The sequence below is a fragment of the Pseudomonas sp. BSw22131 genome, assembly GCF_026810445.1.
Lineage (GTDB): Bacteria > Pseudomonadota > Gammaproteobacteria > Pseudomonadales > Pseudomonadaceae > Aquipseudomonas > Aquipseudomonas huanghezhanensis.
This window is the reverse complement of sequence record NZ_CP113949.1, coordinates 767,436-789,727: the sequence shown is the minus strand read 5'-3', so window position 1 is coordinate 789,727 and position 22,292 is coordinate 767,436. Positions and strand designations below refer to the sequence as shown.

General features: G+C 58.9%; 16 protein-coding genes. 5 read left to right on the top strand and 11 right to left on the bottom strand.

What is annotated here, in order from left to right:
• Positions 1-692 precede the first annotated feature (692 nt).
• From OYW20_RS03450 to amaB, 7 genes are all read right to left on the bottom strand, one after another.
• Positions 693-1,409, bottom strand: a complete 717-nt coding sequence (locus OYW20_RS03450) for an ABC transporter ATP-binding protein (RefSeq protein WP_268799340.1) — start codon at positions 1,407-1,409, stop codon at positions 693-695.
• Entirely contained in the window at positions 1,406-2,281 is an 876-nt protein-coding gene (locus tag OYW20_RS03445) for an ATP-binding cassette domain-containing protein (RefSeq protein WP_268799339.1), read from the bottom strand. The genes OYW20_RS03450 and OYW20_RS03445 overlap by 4 nt, the downstream gene beginning before the upstream one ends.
• Positions 2,278-3,576 (bottom strand): high-affinity branched-chain amino acid ABC transporter permease LivM, encoded by a 1,299-nt coding sequence (gene livM, locus OYW20_RS03440; RefSeq protein WP_268799338.1) that lies wholly within the window; start codon positions 3,574-3,576, stop codon positions 2,278-2,280. Before livM ends, OYW20_RS03445 begins: the two co-directional genes overlap by 4 nt.
• Before the next feature lie 2 nt (positions 3,577-3,578).
• Positions 3,579-4,493 carry an ABC transporter permease subunit gene (locus OYW20_RS03435; RefSeq protein WP_268799337.1) on the bottom strand — a complete coding sequence of 305 codons (915 nt, stop codon included), beginning with the start codon at positions 4,491-4,493 and terminating at the stop codon, positions 3,579-3,581.
• 190 nt (positions 4,494-4,683) lie between these two features.
• Positions 4,684-5,817, bottom strand: coding sequence for an ABC transporter substrate-binding protein (locus OYW20_RS03430; RefSeq protein ID WP_268799336.1), 1,134 nt, complete (start codon positions 5,815-5,817; stop codon positions 4,684-4,686).
• Between the two features lie 359 nt (positions 5,818-6,176).
• Entirely contained in the window at positions 6,177-7,460 is a 1,284-nt protein-coding gene (gene amaA, locus OYW20_RS03425; RefSeq protein WP_268799335.1) for an L-pipecolate oxidase, read from the bottom strand.
• Between the two features lie 155 nt (positions 7,461-7,615).
• Positions 7,616-9,106 (bottom strand): L-piperidine-6-carboxylate dehydrogenase, encoded by a 1,491-nt coding sequence (gene amaB / locus OYW20_RS03420; RefSeq protein WP_268799334.1) that lies wholly within the window; start codon positions 9,104-9,106, stop codon positions 7,616-7,618.
• Between the two features lie 165 nt (positions 9,107-9,271).
• Here amaB and OYW20_RS03415 point away from each other — a divergent pair, with 165 nt between their 5' ends.
• The 4 genes from OYW20_RS03415 (at position 9,272) to OYW20_RS03400 (ending at position 13,774) form a co-directional block, all read left to right on the top strand.
• A complete protein-coding gene (locus OYW20_RS03415) occupies positions 9,272-10,189 on the top strand; it encodes a LysR family transcriptional regulator (protein WP_268799333.1) in 918 nt (305 codons plus the stop codon).
• Between the two features lie 264 nt (positions 10,190-10,453).
• Positions 10,454-11,653, top strand: a complete 1,200-nt coding sequence (pncB, locus tag OYW20_RS03410) for a nicotinate phosphoribosyltransferase (RefSeq protein WP_268799332.1) — start codon at positions 10,454-10,456, stop codon at positions 11,651-11,653.
• Positions 11,654-11,715: 62 nt separating this feature from the next.
• Entirely contained in the window at positions 11,716-12,543 is an 828-nt protein-coding gene (gene nadE / locus OYW20_RS03405) for an ammonia-dependent NAD(+) synthetase (RefSeq protein WP_268799331.1), read from the top strand.
• 208 nt (positions 12,544-12,751) lie between these two features.
• Entirely contained in the window at positions 12,752-13,774 is a 1,023-nt protein-coding gene (locus OYW20_RS03400; RefSeq protein WP_268799330.1) for a 2-oxoadipate dioxygenase/decarboxylase family protein, read from the top strand.
• Between the two features lie 117 nt (positions 13,775-13,891).
• On the opposite strand, the gene azu is transcribed toward OYW20_RS03400, so the two are convergent.
• Positions 13,892-14,338 (bottom strand): azurin, encoded by a 447-nt coding sequence (gene azu, locus OYW20_RS03395; RefSeq protein WP_268799329.1) that lies wholly within the window; start codon positions 14,336-14,338, stop codon positions 13,892-13,894.
• Positions 14,339-14,751: 413 nt separating this feature from the next.
• Between azu and OYW20_RS03390 the strand changes: the two genes are divergently transcribed.
• Complete coding sequence (locus OYW20_RS03390; RefSeq protein ID WP_268799328.1) at positions 14,752-14,934, top strand: hypothetical protein; 183 nt, start codon at positions 14,752-14,754, stop codon at positions 14,932-14,934.
• A 183-nt stretch (positions 14,935-15,117) separates the two neighbouring features.
• On the opposite strand, the gene OYW20_RS03385 is transcribed toward OYW20_RS03390, so the two are convergent.
• The 3 genes from OYW20_RS03385 to OYW20_RS03375 all read right to left on the bottom strand — a co-directional run bounded on the left by OYW20_RS03385 (position 15,118) and on the right by OYW20_RS03375 (position 21,930).
• A complete protein-coding gene (locus tag OYW20_RS03385; protein WP_268799327.1) occupies positions 15,118-16,011 on the bottom strand; it encodes a transglutaminase family protein in 894 nt (297 codons plus the stop codon).
• Positions 16,011-18,506 (bottom strand): circularly permuted type 2 ATP-grasp protein, encoded by a 2,496-nt coding sequence (locus OYW20_RS03380; protein ID WP_268799326.1) that lies wholly within the window; start codon positions 18,504-18,506, stop codon positions 16,011-16,013. The genes OYW20_RS03385 and OYW20_RS03380 overlap by 1 nt, the downstream gene beginning before the upstream one ends.
• A gap of 133 nt (positions 18,507-18,639) precedes the next feature.
• Positions 18,640-21,930 (bottom strand): transglutaminase family protein, encoded by a 3,291-nt coding sequence (locus OYW20_RS03375; RefSeq protein ID WP_268799325.1) that lies wholly within the window; start codon positions 21,928-21,930, stop codon positions 18,640-18,642.
• Positions 21,931-22,292: the final 362 nt, after the last annotated feature.

The following is a 22,292-nucleotide window of genomic DNA, read 5'->3' as shown; positions in this document are numbered from 1 at the left end:
TCTGAAGAATGCCCGCGCACAGGGCTCAGGGGCAAGCGGTCCCATCAAGGCTGCACACAAACACCCAACCTGTACAAAAAACATACAGACCAACCAAAGCCTTATGCCATCGGGGCTGCGGACAGTTTTGCCCACCTTATCCACAGTCAGGCCCACAGTCTCTGGGGGCAACTCGAAAAAGCCCAGCCCTTGTCATACACGGCTTGCGCGCGATCAGTGGGAATTTTTACTTGACCTGCTGAAACCAATCTGCGGCGAAATTACGGTCAGCCCTGGACGGTCGGACAGGAAACCGGGCTGCAAGGCACAGATTGCGCTGTCTGCGGGGGTCTTTCCAATGGTTGCACACAGACTTATCCACAGGAGAACATCATCTTAGACCTGTATAAAAAAACAGTCTGCAGCGCGTTGACAAACCCCATCGAAATATCGCCTGAAATGACTGATCATAATTTAGCCGAAACGCTACAGCCCATGCCGATCAAGGCTTTCAGCCAAGTACTCCCAACTTATTCACAGCCGGTTCCACAGTAAAACTGAACAAGTCGAAACCGTGACAAAACAACCATTTGCAGCGACTTTATGTCGCGCTTTGGCACCCTTTCAAAATTGTTTTCCACAATTGTGAAAAAACAACGCCCCGAGTGAAATTCACTCAGGGCGTCTGTGCGGCGATGGCGTTTTTGTGTGAATCAATGACCGCCGAGATAAGCGTTTCGCACTTCATCGTTGGTCAGCAATTCCTGACCGGTGCCTGTCAGACGAATCTCACCATTGACCATCACGTAGGCCCTGTCTGAGAGCTTGAGCGCGTGGTTGGCGTTCTGCTCGACGAGAAAGATGGTCATGCCGCTCTTGGCCAGCTCACGCAACGTGGAGAAGATCTGCTTCACGATGATCGGCGCCAGACCGAGGCTCGGTTCGTCCAGCAGTAACAGCTTGGGGCGACTCATCAAAGCGCGGGCAATCGCCAGCATTTGTTGCTCCCCGCCCGACATGGTCATGGCGCGCTGGTTGCGGCGCTCCTTGAGACGCGGGAACAGATCGAACATGCGCTGCATGTCTTCACCGGCAAACTTATCGCCGATCGGAATGGTGCCCATCAACAGGTTTTCTTCCACCGACATGTCAGGGAACACGCGGCGGCCTTCCGGCGACTGCGCGATGCCGTTGGACGCGATGTAATGCGACGACTTGTGGGTGATGTCGATCCCTTGATAGATGATGTGCCCGCTGGCAGCCCTTGGCTGGCCGAAGATAGACATCAGCAGCGTGGATTTGCCCGCGCCGTTGGAGCCGATCAGGCTGACGGTCTCGCCCTCATCAATGTGCAGCGAGACTTTCTTCAGGGCCTGAATCGGCCCGTAATACACGTCGATCTCTTTCAATTCGAGGATCGGCTTGCTCATACCAATTCCTCTTCATCAGCGCCCAGGTACGCGGCGATCACTTTTGGATCGTTGCGAATCTGCTCCGGCCCGCCCATGGCAATCACGTTGCCGTGGTCGAGTACGACGATATCGTCGGAAATCCCCATGACCATGCCCATGTCGTGTTCGATCAGCACGATGGTCATGTCATGTTCGTCGCGCAGCAGACGGATCATCCCGCTCAGCGCTTCGGTTTCCTGCGGGTTGAGACCGGCGGCCGGTTCGTCCAGGCAGATCACTTGCGGACGCGTGCACATGGCGCGAGCGATCTCCAGACGGCGTTGCTGCCCGTAGGACAGCTCACCGGCCAAGCGGTTGGCGCAGTCCACCAGATCGACCACTTCGAGCCAGTAGAAGGCCGTGTTCATGGCGTCTTCTTCGGCCTTGCGGTAGGCCTTGGTGTTGAGGATACCGGCCAGCATGTTGCGGTTGACCCACATGTGCTGCGCCACCAGCAGGTTCTCGATGACCGACATCTCCTTGAACAGGCGAATGTTCTGGAACGTGCGCGCCAGGCCTGCGCGGTTCACCAGGTGCGTACCGCCGAACATTTTGTAGTACACGCGGCTGGCGAAACTGCGCGGCGATACGAAGTCAGCCGCGTGAAACGGCTCGCCCAACAGCTTTATCACATTGGTGGTGGTGCCGCGCGTGTGCAGATTGATGCGCCCACCCGTGGCTTTGTAGAAACCGGTGAGGCAGTTGAAGACTGTGGTCTTCCCCGCGCCGTTGGGGCCGATCAAGGCGAAGATGGAATTGCGACGGACCTTGAGGCTGACGTCGCTGAGTGCCTTGATGCCACCGAAATGCATCATCAGGTTCTCGACGGACAAAACGATTTCGTCGCTCATCGCACACCCTCCGCTTTAATCAGCACGCCCTTGCGTGGACGCACGCCGGTACGACTGATACGGATCAGGCCACGTGGACGCCAGATCATCATCAGCACCATCAGGATGCCGAACAGCAGCACGCGGTACTCGGCGAAGCTGCGCAACAACTCAGGCGCAACGGTCAGCACGAACGCAGCGATCACCACGCCGACCGTCGAGCCCATTCCACCCAGCACGACGATGGCGAGAATCAACGCCGACTCAAAGAAAGTGAACGAGGTCGGGTTGATGAAGCCCTGGTAGCTGGCGAAAAACACGCCCGCCAGGCCTGCGGTGGAGGCGCCGATGGTGAACGCCGAGAGTTTTACCAGCACGTGGTTCAGGCCCATGGAGCGGCAAGCGATTTCGTCCTCACGCAGCGCTTCCCATGCGCGCCCCACCGGCATGCGGGTGAGGCGATGCTTGACGTACAGCACAGCCAGAACGACCAGAAACAGCACCGCGTAGATGAAGATAAATTTGAGATCCGGGTTGTAATCGAAGCCGAAATATTCATGAATCGGGATGCCGCCATCTTTGGCGCGACGGCCAAACTCCAGGCCAAAAATCGTCGGTGCAGGGACTGCCACGCCGTTCGGACCGCCCGTGAACGACAGCCAGTTGTTGAGCACCAGACGGATGATTTCACCGAAGCCCAGCGTCACGATCGCCAGGTAGTCGCCGTGCATGCGCAACACCGGAAAACCCAGAATACAGCCCGCCAGCGCAGCAGCGATCGCCGCCAGCGGCAACGCCGACCAGAAACCCAGCCCCAGATACTGATAACCCAGCGCCAGGCCGTAGGCGCCAATGGCGTAAAACGCCACGTAACCCAGATCAAGCAGACCGGCCAGACCGACCACGATGTTGAGGCCCAGGCCCAGCAACACGTAAATCAGCCCGAGGATCACCACCGTCAGCACGTATTTGTCGGCGAACACCGGGAAGATGATGGCGATCACGATCATGGCCGGAATGATGTAGCGCAGGCGCGATTTGTAATCAGGCGCCAACACATGCACGCCAGAGCTCGAGCTTTCGAAACTCTGCGCGATGGCCACACCTTTAGGCGTCTGCATGAACAGGCTGAGCAGCAACCGACCGACCATCACCACGCCGACCAGTACGGCCACGCGGGTGGGTTGCAGGTTGAAGCCGTAGCCGTCGAGCACAACGCCGACAATGGGACCGAAGACGATCAGCGACAGCAGGCCGGCGATGACGGCGTCGATGAGGCTTTGTTTGATGTCGATGGGTTTGATAGGTGCGGACATACTTATACCTTCGCCACGAGTGGGCGACCCAGCAGGCCTTGAGGACGGAAAATCAGGATCACTACCAACAGGCCGAAACTGAACACGTCTTTGTAATCAGAGTTGATCAGCCCCGAGAATTGCGACTCGGCAACCCCGAGAATCAAGCCCCCGAGCATCGCGCCCGGCAATGAACCAATCCCGCCCAATACCGCAGCAGTGAAGGCCTTGATGCCAATCACGAAGCCTGCGAAGAAGTCGAACGTGCCGTAGTTCATGGTGATCAGCACGCCAGCCAAAGCAGCCATGGCAGCACCGATGATGAACACGTAGGAAATCACCCGGTCAGTGTTGATCCCCAGAATCGACGCCATCTTGCGATCCTGCTGCGTGGCACGGCACATCCGCCCCAGCTTGGTGTACTTGATGATGTAGGTCAGCACGCCCATGCCAACGAATGCGGCGATGAGGATGAAGATTTTGGTGTAGGTGATCTGCACGAAACCGGTGCCAATGTCGAAGCGCAGTGCGCCTTCAAGCATCGTCGGAACACCCTGTTGCCGTGGGCCTTGGGCGATTTGTGCGTAGTTCTGCAGGATCAGGGAAATACCGATGGCACTGATCAGCGGCGCCAGACGGGTCGAGTTGCGCAGAGGCTTGTAAGCCACTCGCTCGATGACGAAGCCATATACACCGGTCACCACGATGGTGAAGATCAGTGTGCCGAGAATCAGGAAGGGAAAGGACTCAACACCGAAGAACGACAGGACCGCAAGACCTATTGCCGCCAGGTAAGCGGAGATCATGTACACGTCGCCGTGGGCGAAGTTGATCATGCCGATGATGCCGTACACCATCGTGTAGCCGATGGCGATCAGGCCGTAGACCGAACCGAGGGTCAGGCCGTTGATCATTTGTTGCAGAAAAATACCATCCATCACGCACGCTCACGAACTTGAAAGGCCACGGTGCTACCGGCCCGCGCGCACCCTCGTGAGGTGTCGCGGGACGGACGCGTATGACAACAGAAGAAATCAACGGGCCGCCGAGGTGACAGACCCCATTAACCGGACAGCTAAGTGCGTGAGTCCAACCTCGCGCACACCGCGGGCCGACTAAACGCTCAACTTACTTCTGCTTTTCGAGCTGGTGGTATTTACCTTCTTTGTCCCACTGGTAAACCACGTAGTCGGAGACTTTCAAATCGCCTTTGCTGTCCCAGGACTTCTCGCCCATCACGGTTTTGACCGGATGCGCTTTCAGGAACTTGGCTGCGTCTTCGCCTTTGTTCGACTTGGCGCCGTTGAAGCCAGCGGCCAGGGCCTGAACCGAAGCGTAGGCGTACAACGTGTAGCCTTCAGGCTCGTAACCGGACTTGCGGAACTGGTCTACCACTGCCTTGCTGTCTGGCAGCATGCGCGGGTCAGCGCCGAAGGTCATGTAGACGCCGTCAACGTACTGAGCGCCGCCCGCAGTGGTGACCAGTTCGTCGGTGACAACGCCGTCGTCGGACATGAATTTCACGTCTTTCAGGCCCTGCTCACGCAGTTGGCGAACCAGTGGACCGGCTTCCGGGTGCAGGCCGCCGAAGTACACTACGTCAGCGCCCACCGAACGGATCTTTGTGACCAGGGCGCTGAAGTCTTTCTCGCCACGGGTCAGACCTTCTTCCAGAACCGGTTTCACGCCACGCTTGGTGAGCTGCTTGGCAGTCGCATCTGCCAGGCCTTTGCCGTAGGTGTCTTTGTCGTTGATGACGGCGATTTTCTTGCCTTTGAGCACGTCAACGATGTAGTCACCAGCGACGATGCCTTGCTGGTCATCACGGCCGCACATACGGAACATGGCGTTCAGGCCGCGCTCGGTAACGATTGGGTTAGTCGAACCTGGGGTGATCGCGATGATGCCTGCTTCGTCATAGACTTCCGAAGCAGGGATGGTCGACGAAGAGCAGAAGTGGCCAACAACGCCAGCGACTTTGTCGGAAGCTGCCTTGTTGGCAACGGCGACGGCCTGTTTAGGTTCGCAAGCATCGTCGTATGCGGTCAGTGCGATTTTCTCTCCGTTGATGCCGCCCGCAGCGTTGATTGCATCGGCAGCGGCCTGCGCGCCCTTCATGTATTGCTCACCGAACGAGGCGTTTGCGCCCGTCATCGGACCAGCAACGCCGATCTTCACATCAGCCTGTGCGAAAGAAGCTGCACCCAGTGCGCTAGCCACTGCGAGTGCCAGAAAGCCTTTCCTGTAAAACGTCTGCGACATGAGTTGGTGCTCCTAGGTTTTTTTAATTAGCACTGCGACCACAGAGTTGCTGTGAGCAAGTGGCGTGCCATCGGTTTTTTATTCTAAGAAAACTCACCATTTTGTTGCTATGCGACTGTTTTCAGCCCTTTTTTACCGGGCGTGCAACCGTCTAAACCACGCAAGGTGCAACCCGTCACGCAAAAAAGAGCAACCTCACTCAATAAGCCGAGCAACCGCACCACCCGAAGCTGTACAACCCTGTTGTTACAGGGTGCGTCACCGAACTGCACACCACCGGTGCGGCCGCGCTACGGGACGCACCAATTGAGGTTAGTGGACGCGAGAAAAACCCGCCGCTGAATGCAGGGTTTTTCCGCTCATATCACGATGCGCAGGCACTGGCCTGCGTGGTACAGGGAAAACCCGGCTTCATACAACGAGCTGCGCAGACCGATTGCCGACAGCGGTTGCATGGGTACGAAGGGGATGGGGAGGATATTGACGTTGCCGGTGCACAGGTAATCGGCGAATGCTTTGCCCACAACCGTACCTGTTGTGTTGCCCCGCCCGTTGTAACCGGTCATGGCGACCAGTCCTGGTGCAGGCTCGAACATGCGCAGCAGGTGATCGGGGGTGAAATCGATGCATCCCGTCCAGGTGCACTCCCACTCGACCTTGTTCAGGTACGGAAAGTAATGTTGCTGAACGCGATCAGCCCAGGCCTTGAGAAACCAGGCCGGCTTTTGATTGCCATTGCCCAGGCTGCCCAGCAGCAGTCGACCATCGGCATCGCGGCGAATGCTGCTCAATACCTGGCGGGTGTCCCACGAACCTTGCCCGCTTGGCAAAATCTGTTTCGCCGCATCTTCAGTAAGCGGCGCCGACGCCACCTGATAGTAATAGCCGGGAAAGAAATGCCGCCGCAGTTCGGTCCACTCACCCTGCGTGTAGGCGTTGGAAGCGATCACCACCTGTGCGGCCAGCACTGCGCCGTGCTCCGTCACCACGCACCAGCGATCACCTTGCCGCTCAAGCTGTTTGACCGGTGAGTGGTCGTAGCGCTGACCACCTAGCCGGGTCACCACATTCGCCAGACCGCTGGTGTAGGCCATCGGGTTGATCGTGCCTGCTCGGCGGTCGAGCAAGGCCGAGGTGATTTCCTGGGTGCCGGTTGCGTCCTGGCAGGTTTTACCGGTGAGCAGCTCGACGGGCGCGCCCCGGCGTTTCCATTGCTCTTCACGGCTGCGCAGATCCGCCTGACCGCGAGCGTTGTGCGCCATGTGCAGCGTGCCCTGGCGTTGCGCCTGGCAGTCTATGCCGTACTTTTCGATCAGGCTGAACACCAGCGACGGCGCATCGCCGAGCATCTTATTGAGCTGACTGCCAATGGCTTCGCCGAAACCGGCTTCGATCTCGTCGGGCGGTATCCACATCCCGGCATTGACCAATCCTACGTTGCGTCCAGAGCCGCCCTGGCCGGTGCGATGAGCTTCTACCACGGCGACGGTCTTGCCCTGTTCGAGCAAATGAACGGCCGCTGACAGCCCCGTGATACCTGCACCAATGACGCAAACATCCACTGTCACTTCGCCCATTAACGCCGGTGCATCAGGCCTCTGCGGCGTCAGCGTTTCCCAAAGACATTCTTCGCGTAACGGCATCGCAAACCCTCAATAAGAGACGACCATGACACCACGACACGCTATAGGAGCGCGCTTGCCCGCGATTGCAATCCGTCAGCCACATCGTGTGCGCCAGATATTCCGTAATCGCGGGCAAGCGTGCTCCTACATGGGAACGGCGTCTGCCTTACACATCAATCAAACGTAATGCCCTGCGCCAACGGTAGCTCGCGGGAGTAGTTCACAGTCGCTGTCTGACGGCGCATGTAGCCTTTCCAGGCATCGGAGCCCGACTCACGCCCGCCGCCGGTTTCTTTCTCACCGCCGAACGCGCCGCCAATTTCTGCGCCGCTCGGGCCGATATTGACGTTGGCGATACCGCAATCGCTGCCCAGTGCGGAAATAAACTGCTCGGCCTCGCGCACATCGGTGGTGAAAATGCAGGAAGACAGGCCCTGCGGCACGTCGTTGTTCAGGCGCACGGCTTCGGCAAAATCGTCATAACCGACGACGTACAGAATCGGCGCAAACGTCTCGGTACGTACTACATCGCTCTGTTCAGGCATCTCAACGATGGCAGGCGAAACGTAGTAGGCGTCGGGGTACTGATCGGCCAACTGACGCTGGCCGCCGAACACCTTCCCGCCTTCGCTCAACGCCTGCTCCAGCGCGTCCTGCATGTTTTCATAACTGCCTTTGTCGATCAGTGGCCCGATCAGATTGCCTTCCAGAGGATGGCCGATACGCACCTTGGCGTAGGCCGCTTTCAGGCGCTCGACGAAATCCGCCTTTACCGAGTTGTGCGCGATCAAACGACGCAGCGTGGTGCAGCGCTGACCGGCCGTGCCCACGGCGCTGAACAATACGCCGCGCACCGCCAGGTCAATATCTGCACTGGGCGCAAGGATCATCGCGTTGTTGCCGCCCAGCTCCAGAATGCTGCGAGCAAAACGTGCGGCCACTTTCGGCGCCACTTCCCGGCCCATTCGTGTACTGCCCGTGGCACTGATCAGCGCAACGCGTGCATCGTCGACCAAGGCCTCACCAGCGTCGCGACCGCCTATCACCACTTGCGTCAGGTATTGCGGGGCGTCAGCGAAGTGCTTGGCTACACGATCAAACAGCGCCTGACACGCCAGCGCGGTCAGCGGTGTTTTTTCTGATGGTTTCCAGATCACCGAGTTACCGCAGACCAGCGCCAATGCGGTGTTCCATGACCACACAGCCACCGGAAAATTGAACGCGCTGATCACGCCGACCACGCCCAGCGGGTGCCAGGTTTCACGCATGTGATGGCCGGGACGTTCGGAGGCGATGGTCAAGCCGTACATCTGACGCGACAGGCCGACAGCGAAGTCGCAGATGTCGATCATTTCCTGCACTTCGCCCAGACCTTCCTGAGTGATCTTGCCCGCTTCCCATGACACCAACTCGCCGAGGTCGGCCTTGTGTGTACGCAACGCCTCGCCAAACAGACGAATCAGCTCGCCACGGCGCGGCGCCGGGACCTTGCGCCAGGCCTCGAACGCATGATCGGCGCGGGTGATGCGCTGCTCGACCTCGGCAGGACCTTCCCAATTGACCGAAGCGACTTTGCTGCCATCGACCGGGGTATGAACAGGCTTGTCGCCCTTCTGATAGAGCGCGGGTTCGACACCAAGACGGGTGAGCAGGTCGGTAAGCATGGTTTCTCCTGTTTTAAAGCTTGAGAACTGAGCAGCAAATGCGGAATGCTGAAGGTCGGTGAATTCGTCAGCGTGTAGTAATAGCTGGCTGCACGCCGCACAACAAACGACGATTAGGCGAGATATCATTCCGTTTTTTCATGCTTAGCATGCGCAGGCCAGAAGATGCTGAATAAACGCCATCTGCCCTCGATCACCGCCCTGCAATGTTTTGAGGCGGTCAGCCGGCACCTGAGTTTCACCCGCGCAGCCGAAGAGCTGAATCTGACGCAAAGCGCGGTCAGCAAACAAGTGGCTCAGCTTGAAGAGCTGGTCCAGCACTTGTTGTTCCGCCGGGTGCGCCGGCGGCTGCAATTGACGCCAGCGGGCGCCCTTTATCTGGGCGAGGTGCGCAAGATACTGAGCCAGGTCGAGATGTCGACGCACTTCCTGCGTTCCTACGGCGGCGAGACCGAGGTCCTGCGCGTGTCGACCCCTCCGACCTTCGGTGCACGCTGGCTGGTGCCCCGCCTCAAAGGCTGGCGGTTGCGTCATCCGCACATTCATCTGGACCTGATCAACGAACAGGAATCCGACGATCTGGCGCAAGGACGCTGCGACGTAAGCTTTTACTTTGGCCAGGGCGCCAGACCGGGCGCCGAGTGCGTGAAGCTGTTCGGCGAGGAATTGGTCCCGGTGTGCTCGCCCGGCAGCCTGCCTGATGAACCGTTCATCGAGCCGACACAGCTGAGCGATCTGGTACTGCTACAGAGCGCGTCCCGCCCGCAAAGCTGGCACGACTGGTTCGACAGTCAGGGCTATCAAACGGAGCACAGCTACCACGGGCCGCGCTTCGAAACTTTCTATATGTGCATTCGCGCCGCTCAGGTCGGGTGTGGCGTAGCGCTGCTGCCGAGGTTTCTGGTGGAAGATGAATTGGCCGACGGCAAACTGGTCATCCCCTGGGCGCATTCATTGCCCAGCCGCGATGCGTATTACCTGGCGTATCCCGAGCATGCGGCGGACGTGCCAAAGATTCGGGATTTCGTTGCCTGGATGCTTGAGCAGCTTGACCAGCCAACGCCTGATGAACACGCACTGTAGCAGCGCGCTTGCCCGCGATTGCGGTGGATCAGCCTCCTCTTACGTGTCTGGCATACCGCAATCGCGGGCAAGCGCGCTCCTACAGGGTGGTCGCATCGATATCCAAACAAATCTGCCTCAATCCCGCCCGCCGCTGGCATTATGTCGGGCATCGTCAATAACAATCCGGACGTGTCGCCACAGCTCTATCCCAGGCCGTAGGCGACACCCGACCTTGAAACTTATTGGCCGCGTCTGGCGGCCGCTGCTGGCTGGAGCGACACAATGAGTGACAGCGCTTTCGCGGATCGCATCGTGCAAAACCTGCTCGATACCGACCTCTACAAGCTGACCATGATGCAGGCTGTGCTGCACAACTACCCCAACGTAGAAGTGGAGTGGGAGTTTCGCTGCCGCAACGGCGAGGACTTGCGCCCTTACCTCACCGACATCCGCCAGCAAATCGAGCAACTGTGCGAGCTGTCGCTGAGCGTCGAGGAAATGGGTTTCCTTGAGCACATCACCTTCATGAAGCCGGACTTCCTGCGGTTTCTCGGCCTGTTCCGCTTCAACATGCGCTATGTCCATACCAGCATCGAAGACGACCAATTGTGTATTCGGCTGCGTGGGCCGTGGCTGCACGTGATCATGTTCGAAGTCCCGTTGCTCGCGATCGTCAGCGAAGTACGCAATCGCCATCGCCATCCCGCCACCCTGCTGAGCGACGCCCGCGATCAGTTGTATCGCAAGTTCGACTGGCTGACCGCCACGGCAACCGCCGATGAACTGTCAGAACTCAAGGTGGCCGACTTCGGCACGCGTCGAAGGTTTTCATTTTCCGTGCAGGAAGAAGTCGTTTCCGTATTGAAGGCAGACTTTCCAGGACAGTTTGTCGGCACCAGCAATGTTCACCTGGCACGCAAATTCAATCTGAAGCCGCTCGGCACCATGGCCCATGAATGGATAATGGCGCACCAGCAACTTGGTCCGCGCTTGATCGACAGCCAGATCGCCGCGCTTGATTGCTGGGTTCGCGAGTACCGCGGGCTGCTGGGGATCGCGTTGACCGACTGCATTACCACCGATGCATTTTTGCGCGATTTCGATCTGTTTTTTGCCAAGCTGTTCGACGGTTTGCGCCACGATTCCGGAGACCCTGTGCAGTGGGCGGAAAAGTGCATTACTCATTATCAGCGGCTTGGCATCGACCCGATGAGCAAGACACTGGTCTTCTCCGATGGGCTGAACCTGCCCAAGGCGCTGGACATATTCCGGGCGTTGCGTGGTCGCATCAATGTCAGCTTTGGGATCGGGACCAACCTGACCGCTGATGTGCCGGGCGTCACTCCGATGAACATTGTGCTTAAAATGACCGCTTGCGCGGGCCAGCCGGTGGCCAAGATTTCCGACGAGCCTGGCAAGACTCAATGCAAGGACCCGAATTTCGTGTCTTACCTGCGTCACGTATTCAAGGTGCCAGACTGAATCGAGCACCCCGCTCCGCTCTTTGATCTGCCTACTTTTCTCTTCTGCATAAGGAGTCAATCATGCAAGCCGTACAGCTCGAGATCGCAAAAGAGCTCAAGGTCCAGCCAGCATTCGCCAATCCCGGTGAGCTTGAGGCCGAGGTAGCGCGCCGTGTTCAGTTCATCAAGGATTGCCTGCAAAACGCCCGCCTCAAGGTGCTGGTGCTGGGCATCAGCGGTGGCGTTGATTCGCTGACTGCTGGTTTGCTGGCGCAACGCGCGGTGAAAGAACTGCGCGAAAGCACCGGTGACAACGCCTATCAGTTCATCGCAGTGCGCCTGCCGTATCACATTCAGCACGACGAGCATGAGGCCACCGCGTCGGTTGACTTCATCAGCCCGGACGAGCGTCACACCGTCGACATCGCCCCCTCGGTCAAGGGGCTGGTCGAGCAGGTCAAGGCCTTCGAGGGCCAGACCGACGCCGCGGTAGACTTCGTTAAAGGCAACATCAAGGCCCGTACGCGGATGGTTGCGCAGTACACCATTGCGGGCGTGCGCGGCGGCCTGGTGATCGGTACAGACCACGCAGCGGAAGCGGTCATGGGCTTTTTCACCAAGTTCGGTGACGGCGCCTGCGACCTCGCGCCATTGAGCGGTCTGGTGAAAAACCAGGTTCGCGCGATTGCCCGCAGCTTTGGTGCGCCGGAGAATCTGGTAGAGAAAGTCCCGACAGCCGATCTTGAAGACCTCGTTCCCGGCAAACCAGACGAAGCGTCCCACGGAGTGACCTACGCCGAAATCGACGCGTTCCTGCACGGCGAACCGTTGCGCCAGGAGGCTTTCGACATCATCGTCAACACCTACCGCAAGACCCAGCACAAGCGGGATTTGCCGTACGCCCCTTAGGGGCAGCTTCAAGCTGCAAGCCTCAAGCCAGCTCCAGCCTTAGCTTGTAGCTTGTAGCTTGTAGCTTGCAGCTTGCAGCTTGCAGCTTGCAGCGAGTGCGCAGCACTTCAATCCAAAACGGAATGAACCCGCCTGTTTTTTTCGCTTGAAGACGCCGGGCATCGGAGCTTACATAGCGGCCTAACTTTCACAGTCAGAGCCGCTGCCCATGTCGTCCTTCGAAGACCTCTTTTCGCTTGTTGCATCGACCGTTGGCCAACCCGCTGCTGACTGGTTGAAAGACCACGTGGAAGTACCCGAAACGCTGCACGCCTTCGCTTTTCGAGAGGATGCGATTCACCGCGTGTGGCTCGCCGAAGCGCTGAACCTGTGTCTTTTCCACAAACTGGTCGAAGCCGTGCCGGACGGACGCCGTTATGTCGATGAACAGGCGCAGAACGCTCGCAAAGTGGTGTTCGACCATGGCGCGATCAGGACGGTGGACTGGGCAGAAAACGGCGAGCTGCCGCGAGGCCGTCAAGCCTTCGCGCGGATTCTCGAACCCTTGGGTTTCACCGACGTGCGCACCTACCCGCTGACCAAGCTGAACATGACCGGCTGGGGTTATCGCCAGCTCGACCTGCCGGAAGACATCTCGCAGTTCTTCGTGTCGGAGCTGCATCCCGGGCGGTTGAGTGAAGCGTTCCAAAACGCCGTCGGTCGCGTGGTTGGCTCAAGCCGTGATCCGCTCGATGGCTCGCACTTGAGTATCCTCAAGCGTCTGCGATTGACGCGTCATTGCAGCCCGGAAGAAGCAATCAGTTTGCTCCCTGGGATCTATCGCGCTTTTGGTCGTCAACACGGCGTGGTGCAGGAGGCTGATTATCGGCAGTTGCTGGCGGAGAGTGCGGAGATGGCGTGGATCGCGACCGAAGGCAATAGCTTCAACCACCTGACCGATCGTGTCGTTGATCTGGAGGAAGTGGTGGCAGAGCAGAATCGACTGCGGCGATCAATGAAAGACAGCATTGAAGTATCGACGTCGGGCCGTGTGATGCAAACGGCGTACAAGGCGTGCACCGTTGAGCGCACCTTGCTCGACCACCATGGCGCGCTTCAACCACACCATGTGCCTGGATCGTTCGTGGAGTTCATCCAGCGCAAGATCGATCCGGAAACCGGCAGCATCGATCTCAACTTCGACAGCAGCAATGCGCAGGGTATTTTCAAGATGACAGATACCAAACGCTGATCGCTTGGGGGTGTCCTGTAGGAGCGAATTCATTCGCGAGAGGCCAGGGCATATCGACATAGGGGCACTAAGTCGAATACCGCCTCTCTGAGGAATTCGCGCCTACAGATCATCAAGTTACTTCAGCGTCACGGTGCCTTTCATCATGCTGATGTGGCCAGGGAACGAGCAGAAAAATTCGTAATTCTGATCGGCTTCCAGCTTCGATACGTCAAAACTGACCGAATCTTTTTCGCCCGCACCAATGATCTTGGTGTAAGCGATCACCCGGGTATCGCCTTCTTTCAAGTAGCTCTTCTCGATGCCAGCGCTCATACCGTCGGTGGCAATCGACTGTGCTTCACCGGCTTTGCTCAGCACCCAGTTATGGCCCATGACGTTTTTTGGCAGGCTGCCGGAGTGCTCGAGATTGACCGTGAAGGTCTTGCAGCTTTTGTCGATTTCGATGGCTTTGGTGCTGAATGTCATTTGGTCGGTCGAATCGACGGTCACCGAACACTCTGCCGCAAGCAGGTGGCCGCTGGCCAATGTCAGCAGGGATGCGGCTAACAGTTTACGAATCATCATGAGTCTCCAAAAGATTGCTTTTGATTTTGTATACAAAGACTGCCTCAACTCAAGACAACTTCCAACTTCCCATTCGTCACTTCCCAGTCCACCGTCCGCTCTATGAGGATCATCAAGACAATTGAGCGGCCTTCTGTAAACGGCTTGCCTACACTTCGGGCGTCATCATCCATGGGGAAATTGTCATGCAGCTCAGTAGTATTTTTCGTAGTTTGCTCGCCGCTTATGCGTGCGGCGCCAGTGGAAGTTACGCCGGCGAGACACAGACGTATAGCGATTACAGGCGTCTGGCACGGGATATCTGACAGACCTCAGCGAATAGAACGAGTGCCGTCCGCCAGCGTTTAAGTGTGCCTTGCGCCTTTCTCAGGCAGAATGAGCGCACTTCACTACTGCCCAGAGGATTGCCCATGGCCAAACCCAATTATTCCTTCGCGAAACGTCAGAGAGATTTGGCCAAAGAGCAGAAGAAAGAAGAGAAGCTGCAGCGTAAACAGCAGGCCGCCCAGGATGAAGCCGCTGTCGAAGGCGAGACCGCTGATGACCAGGCAACTGAAGTCTCTGAAGACAAGCCAGACGCTCCTGCCAACTGATCGAATCTTGATCGACTGACGGGTACTTCTTCCCGGTTCAGCGACTGAAAATCTGATATGGGAGGAAGCTTGCTCGCGATACGCAGGTCCAGGTGCCGGATGTTCGTCGGACGTATAGGACTCTCGCGAGCAAACTCCCTCCCACAGACTCATGCTCCACACGCACGCGCTCCAGCCCCTCGCTTAGCCTTCTATCGGCATCACCGTGACCCGCACTTCCGGGTCGTGATTTCCACCGCCGAGTATCACACCGCGCAACGGTGACACGTCTGAAAAATCCCTTCCCCATGCCAGGCTGATGTGCTCAAGCGCAGGCTGGATGTTGTTGGTCGGATCGAATTCGACCCACCCAAAAACCGGACAAAACACTGATACCCACGCATGGGATGCATCGGCGCCAATCAGCCGTGGCTGACCGGGCGGTGGCTGTGTCAGCAAATAGCCGCTGACATAGCGAGCAGCCAAACCACGCGAACGCAGGCAGGCGATCATCAAATGCGCAAAGTCCTGGCACACGCCGCGCCGGCTTTCCAGCACCTCGACCAAAGGCGTCGCCACCTGCGTCGCCTCATCGTCAAAGGTGAACTCGCTGAAGATCTTTTCCATCAACGCATGCGCGCAAAGCAGCAGCGGCTGTCCCTGCGGGAAACAGCTGGCAGAGAAGTCGACGAAAGATTGCTTGAGGTGCACGTACGGCGATTCAAAGCGATAACGACAGGCTTCAAGAATGTCGTCCGACACCCGCACAGCACTGTAGCTCAGGGCACTCTGCGTGTTGTTCCAGCAGGCCGACTGATTGAAGTCGAGCGGGGGTCGCTCAAGCACCTCGACCCTGAGCCGCGCATTGACTTGCAACTCGTCATGCGGCCGCTCGAACGCTAAGCGCGTTAATGGATTACCGAACACATCGAGTTCGTCGCGACGGCTGGTGGGCGCCGGGCTGATCAGCAACTGACGCTCGGTACAGACCTGCCAGGGGCTCTCGCGAGGCCAGAGATGCGCCAATTGCTGAGCCAGCGAAACCGGACTGTCGTAGCGGTAATGCGTGTCGTGAAGAATCTGGTATTGAGCGCTCATCAGACGGACACCGTGCGTTGGCTGACGTCATCGACGTGGGCGAAATGGCGCAGCGCCAATCGGTCAGACACCAAACCACTGGCGTCCGCGATGTTTTGCAGCAAGTCCGCCAGGCCATCGAGTACGGCCTTGACGCCGCTCTCCCCAAACAGCGGATTTTCGAGGCAACCGAGATCGAATACCGAAAGGCGCCTGACCAGGGTCGACAGGCTGGCGTCCCGGGGCGCACCAAAATCTTCGTTCAAACGATTCAGGGAGCGTGAGACCAGTTTGAGCTGGAACAATACGGCGTGCGGGTTTTGATCATCGAGCAACAAAAGGTCCAGCACCGGAATCAACTGGGGGAGCGCCAGATAACGCGAGCGATAAGTGATGCTGCTGTTACCCAACTCCAGCAACCAGTCCAGACCAGCCTGATCAGACACCGCATCGTTGCGCAGGAACGCCGCCAAACTTGTACTGAGGAACTGCAGACGCTCGATGCGCCGGCCAATCATCAGGAAGCGCCAGCCTTCATCGCGCGTCATGTCGTCCAGAGCAAAGCCCGACAATGCCGCCAGCGACATGACCAGACGGTTAAGAAAGTCCAGCAACTCGCCAAAGTCAGGTTCATCGGTCTCAAGGCTCATGGCTTCGCGCTGCAACTCGACCAACGCCTGCCAGTTTTCGCGGGACAACTTGCCGCGTACTTGCGAGGCTGCCCACTGCAAACGCTGCAAGTTGGAGCGCAGGCTCGACGGCCAGTCATCACCCAGCAATGCCTGCAGCAAACGGTCGCTCAGCTCTTCACCCTCTTCCTCCTCAGGCAAGAGGTGCAACCGTTCACCGAGTCCGACAGCCGCTTGCAGGGCCAACGCGTCGTCGCCATCCACGTAACGTGACAGCATGATGCGCAGCAGCCGTGCGGCATTGTCACAACGTTCGCAATAACGGCCGAACCAGAACAGGTTTTCCACAACACGCGACGGCAGGTAAGGATCGCGACGAATCAGGTCGTGCACACCCAGCGCTCGCTGACCTTTCCAGGCTTCACTGCCGTGGGACCGCTCGCCCAGAATCCAGGTGTCTTTGCTGGCACCGCCGCGCTGCATTGACACAACGTCGGCGTCAGCCTCCGCAGCGACGCGAGTCAGACCGCCCGGCAGAACGCGATAACCTTCGGCGCCTGTTACCGCGTAGACCCGCATGCCAATGGCGCGAGGCTGCAATTGCCCGTCGTCGGATTGCCAGATCGGTGCCTGAGACAGCTGAGCCAACTCCTGAGCGACATAAGCGTATGGCCTAGCCTGCATGCGGGTCGCCAGCGCCTGGCGCTGTGCTTCGCTGAGATCGCGGCCGAACACCGGAGCAAAGCTTTGCGACGGGAACGCAGGCTTGATCAGCAATTCAGGCATTTTCTCCAGCGCCTGAGCCAACACCGTAGGCTCACCACACCACCACGTCGCCACCGACGGCAGAATGAGTTCTTCGCCGAAGAGGAACTCATTGATCTTAGGCAGGAACCCCAGCAATCCGGGCGATTCAAGCACACCGCTGCCCAAGGCATTGGCCACCAGCACGCGGCCCTGACGCACCGCTTCCAGCAAACCAGGCACGCCAAGCGCAGAGTCGGTTCGCAGCTCCAGCGGGTCGCAGAAGTCGTCGTCGAGCCGGCGCATGATTGCGTGGACACGCCTTAAGCCACTCAATGTTTTCAGGTAAACCGTGGCATCGCGAACGGTAAGATCGCTGCCTTCGACCAGTGGATAACCCAACTGCCCGGCCAGATACAGGTGCTCGAAATAGCTTTCGTTGAACCGACCCGGCGTGAGCAATACCACCAGCGGCGCCTCTTTGCTGCTGGGCGCCTGACGAATCAGCGTTTCTTGAAGCGAACGGAAGAAGCCCGACAAATGCTGCACTTGGAGATCGCGGTAAAGCTCGGGAAACGCCCGCGATACGATCAGGCGGTTCTCCAGCGCGTAACCCGCCCCCGAAGGCGCTTGCGTGCGATCAGCCGTCACCCACCAGCGACCGTCCGGCGTGCGCGCAAGATCCACGGCATACATGTGCAGGAAGATACCTTCCGGTGGCCTCATCCCCTGACACGGCCACAGAAAGTTGTTATGACCAAACACCAGCTCGGCGGGCAGCAAGCCCTCTGCTATAAGCCTCTGCGGACCATAGAGATCAGCCAGCACCGCATTGAGCAGACGTGCGCGCTGCGCAATGCCCGCCGCCAGTTGCTGCCACTCCTGCGCGGGAATCAAATGCGGAAGCAGGTCCAGTTCCCACGGACGATCCGCGCCTTTGGGGTCAGCGTATACGTTGTAAGTGACGCCGTTTTCCTGAATTTGCCGGGTTAACAGCGCTTGACGCTGAATGAGTTGCGCGGGGGTGCTGCGCTGCAAGTGCTCGTAGAGACGCACCCAATGCGGACGAATAGCGCCGCTGGTGTCCAGCATCTCGTGGTAAGTACCCGCTGATAGAGGGTAGCGGTCAAGCAGGTCGGGCATGGAGGGCTCGGCAGACGACTAATAAAAACTTCAGGTTAGCGCAGGCAGATGACATAAGGATTGATCGCTTCCATGCGCGTCCAATGGGTCAAGCCGTCTCAGGATTGACCCCAGACGGCTGCCTGAACCGGTTTCAATGCAGACGCATGTCCAGCGTCATGGGGAACTCATCGTTGGTGGACAGCGGTTCAACGACCACTTTGCCAGGAGTGTGACCGACCCGGAAGAACCGTGACAGACGACGGCTTTCGGCCTCGTTGGCGTTCACCGGCAACGTTTCATAGTTGCGCCCACCAGGGTGCGCGACATGATACTCGCAGCCACCGAGCGAGCGCTGCATCCAGGTATCGACGATGTCTAATACCAGCGGCGCGTGTACCGGAATGGTCGGTTGCAGACAATTTGCCGGCTGCCAGGCGCGGTATCGCACACCGGCAACGAACTCTCCCACACGACCAGTCGGCTGCAACGGCACAGGAATGCCATTGACCGTCAGTTGATAACGCTGCGGCGGCAGGCCGTTGACCTTCAGCTGCAAGCGCTCCAGAGACGAGTCGACATAACGCACGGCACCGCCCGCAGCGCCCTCTTCACCCAACACGTGCCAAGGCTCAAGCGCCTGACGCAATTCCAGCTCGATGCCGTTGACCGCGTAATCGCCCACTTTGGGGAAACGGAACTCAAGATGCGCCGCAAACCACTCAGCGCGCACGGGATAACCGGCGGCGTTCAGGTCGACAATCACGTCGGCGAAATCCTGCTCGATGAAGTGCGGCAGCATGAAGCGGTCGTGCAGTTCCGTGCCCCAGCGGGCAAGCTTCGGCGGCGCATACGGCTCACGCCAGAACCTGGCGACCAGCGCACGCAGCAGCAACTGTTGCGACAGGCTCATGCGGGCGTGGGGCGGCATTTCGAACGCGCGCAGTTCCAGCAAGCCCAGGCGACCGGTAGCCCCGTCTGGCGAGTAGAGCTTGTCGATGCAGAACTCGGCGCGGTGGGTATTACCCGTCACGTCGATCAGCAGATTGCGTAGCAACCGGTCCACCAGCCATGGCTCGCACGCTTCGCCCGGTTTGGGCATTTGCGAGAAGGCGATTTCCAGTTCGTACAACGAGTCGTTGCGCGCTTCATCGACGCGTGGCGCCTGCGAAGTGGGGCCGACGAACAGCCCGGAGAACAGGTACGACAGGGACGGATGGTTGTGCCAGTAGCTGAGCAGGCTACGCAGCAGATCGGGCCTGCGCAGGAACGGCGAATCACCCGGCGTCGCGCCACCCAGCACGAAGTGGTTACCGCCGCCGGTGCCGGTGTGGCGGCCGTCGATCATGAACTTTTCAGTGGTCAGACGCGTAAGGCGCGCCTCTTCGTATAGAAACTCCGTGCGTTCGACCAGCTCGTCCCACGTGGCGGACGGCTGCACGTTGACCTCGATCACGCCGGGATCGGGCGTGATGCGGAAGTTGGACATGCGCGGGTCGCTGGGCGGCTCGTAACCCTCAAGCAGCACTGGGCACTGCAGCTCTTCAGCGGTCGACTCGATGGCAGCCACCAGCTCCAGATACGCCTCAAGCCCTTCCAGTGGCGGCATGAACAGGTACAAGCGCCCGCCGCGCGCTTCGGCGCTCAGCGCTGTGCGCGTCAGCCAATCGGCGGACTCATCGATTTTCGGCGCGCGTTCAGCATTGGCATCAGGTTTTTCAGTCAGCGTATCAACGCCTGCCTGAAGCGCATCGCGATTGGGCAGGTCCGGGAAATCCTGGTTGTGGTCTGTCGGATGGATGTAAGGATATTCGGCAGCCTTGACCCAAGGCTGGGACGCCAGCGGCAAGCGATAGCCCAGCGCGGAGTCACCCGGCACCAGTCGACAATGCTCGTCGCGCAGAAACCAGCGGCCGCTCTGCCAGCGCTCATCGGCGGCGTCGCGCGCCAGCGGCAGCACGTGGCCGATGACTTTATCCAGCCCCTGTGAAAACACTTTGGTCAGACGCGCCCGCTCAAGCTCGTCGCCCAGGCGAGAGTCCTGTGCGCTGACGTTTTGCGGCAGCGCACCTTCACGCCACAGGTAATAGAAATTGTCTTCAAACGCCGGGAATACGAAGCGCGATGGCAGCTTGAACCGCTCCGCAACGCTGCGCAGAAAACGTCCCGCCATCTCGTCGTCAGTTCCGTAATCCTTTTGCTCGTCGGCGATCAGCGCAGTATTGCGCCAGACCGGCTGACCGTCGCGACGCCAGAAACAGTTCAGCGACCAGCGCGGCAATTGCTCACCGGGGTACCACTTGCCCTGCCCGAAATGCACCAGCCCTTGCGGCGCGTAATGCATGCGCATCCGCTGAAACAGCTCCGCAGACAGCACGCGCTTCTTGGGGCCCAACGCTGCGGTGTTCCACTCGTCACCGTCCCGATCGTCAATGGACACAAAAGTCGGCTCGCCGCCCATGGTCAATCGCACGTCGTCGCGCACCAGATCACTGTCGATCTGCCGGCCCAGTGCCTGAATCTCAAGCCATTGCTCTTCGGTGTACGGTTTGGTGACGCGAGGCGCCTCCCAAATGCGTTCCACCGACATTTCATGACTGAATTGTGTTTCACACGGCTCGACCAGCCCGCTGATCGGCGCGGCAGATGAGGGATCAGGGCTGCACGCCAGCGGAATGTGACCTTCTCCCGCGAACAGGCCTGAAGTCGCATCAAGCCCGACCCAGCCGGCACCCGGCAGATAAACCTCGCACCAGGCGTGCAAGTCGGTGAAGTCGACGTCAGTGCCCGATGGGCCGTCGAGTGCCTGAACATCGGCTTTCAACTGAACGAGATAACCGGACACGAAGCGCGCGGCCATCCCGAGATGTCGCAGCAGTTGCACCAGCAGCCATGCCGAATCGCGGCAAGAGCCAGAGGCGTTTTCCAGTGTGAATTCCGGGGTCTGAATGCCCGGCTCCATGCGAATCAGGTATCCGATGTCGTGGGCAAGGCGCTGATTGAGGCCTACCAGAAAGTCGATGGCAGGAATCGGGGTGCGATCAATGCTGTTCAAATACGCCTGAAATGCTGGCGTCAGCGGCAGCTTTTCCAGGTAAGGCGCCAGCTCACGCTGTTCCTCACTGGCGTACGTGAACGGGATTTTGTCTGCGTAAGGCTCAAGGAAAAAGTCGAACGGGTTGAAGACGGCCATTTCGGCGACCAGATCAACCTCGACCCGGAATTCTGCAGTTTTTTCCGGGAACACCAATCGCGCCAGGTAGTTACCCTGCGGATCCTGTTGCCAGTTAATAAAGTGGTTCTCAGGCAAGACTTTGAGCGAGTAGGACAAAACGCGTGTGCGGCTATGCGCCGCCGGACGCAAGCGTACGATTTGCGGACCCAACTCTACCGCTCGTTCGTAGCGGTAATGCGTGACGTGGTGCAAGGCAATATGAATCGACACGGCGTGCCTCCTGCGAGCCTGGACGGTAACGGAGCCGCGCAAGAGTTATGCCATCCGGACAAAAACCTGCGGCTGCGGTGTTGATGCTGCTCGCGCAGCCAAGCACAGCACCAAAATCGGGCCAGCGGTGACTGGCGGTGCAAGGGTCGCACGGATTTGGAGCGTGCGGGGTTATTTGCGCCGAGAGGCTTTGCTGCACTGCTCCCCCGCGCTTATCCGAGCCTTAGGGGTACGCTTGGGTATGCCATTGGTCGCCGCCTGAGCACGTTTCTCCAAATCCCGCCCTTGTCGCAGCACGGCTAGGAACTTCAACATTTCGCGGTATCTTTTACTGTTGACGCAGTACAGCCCGGCAAGGGGGG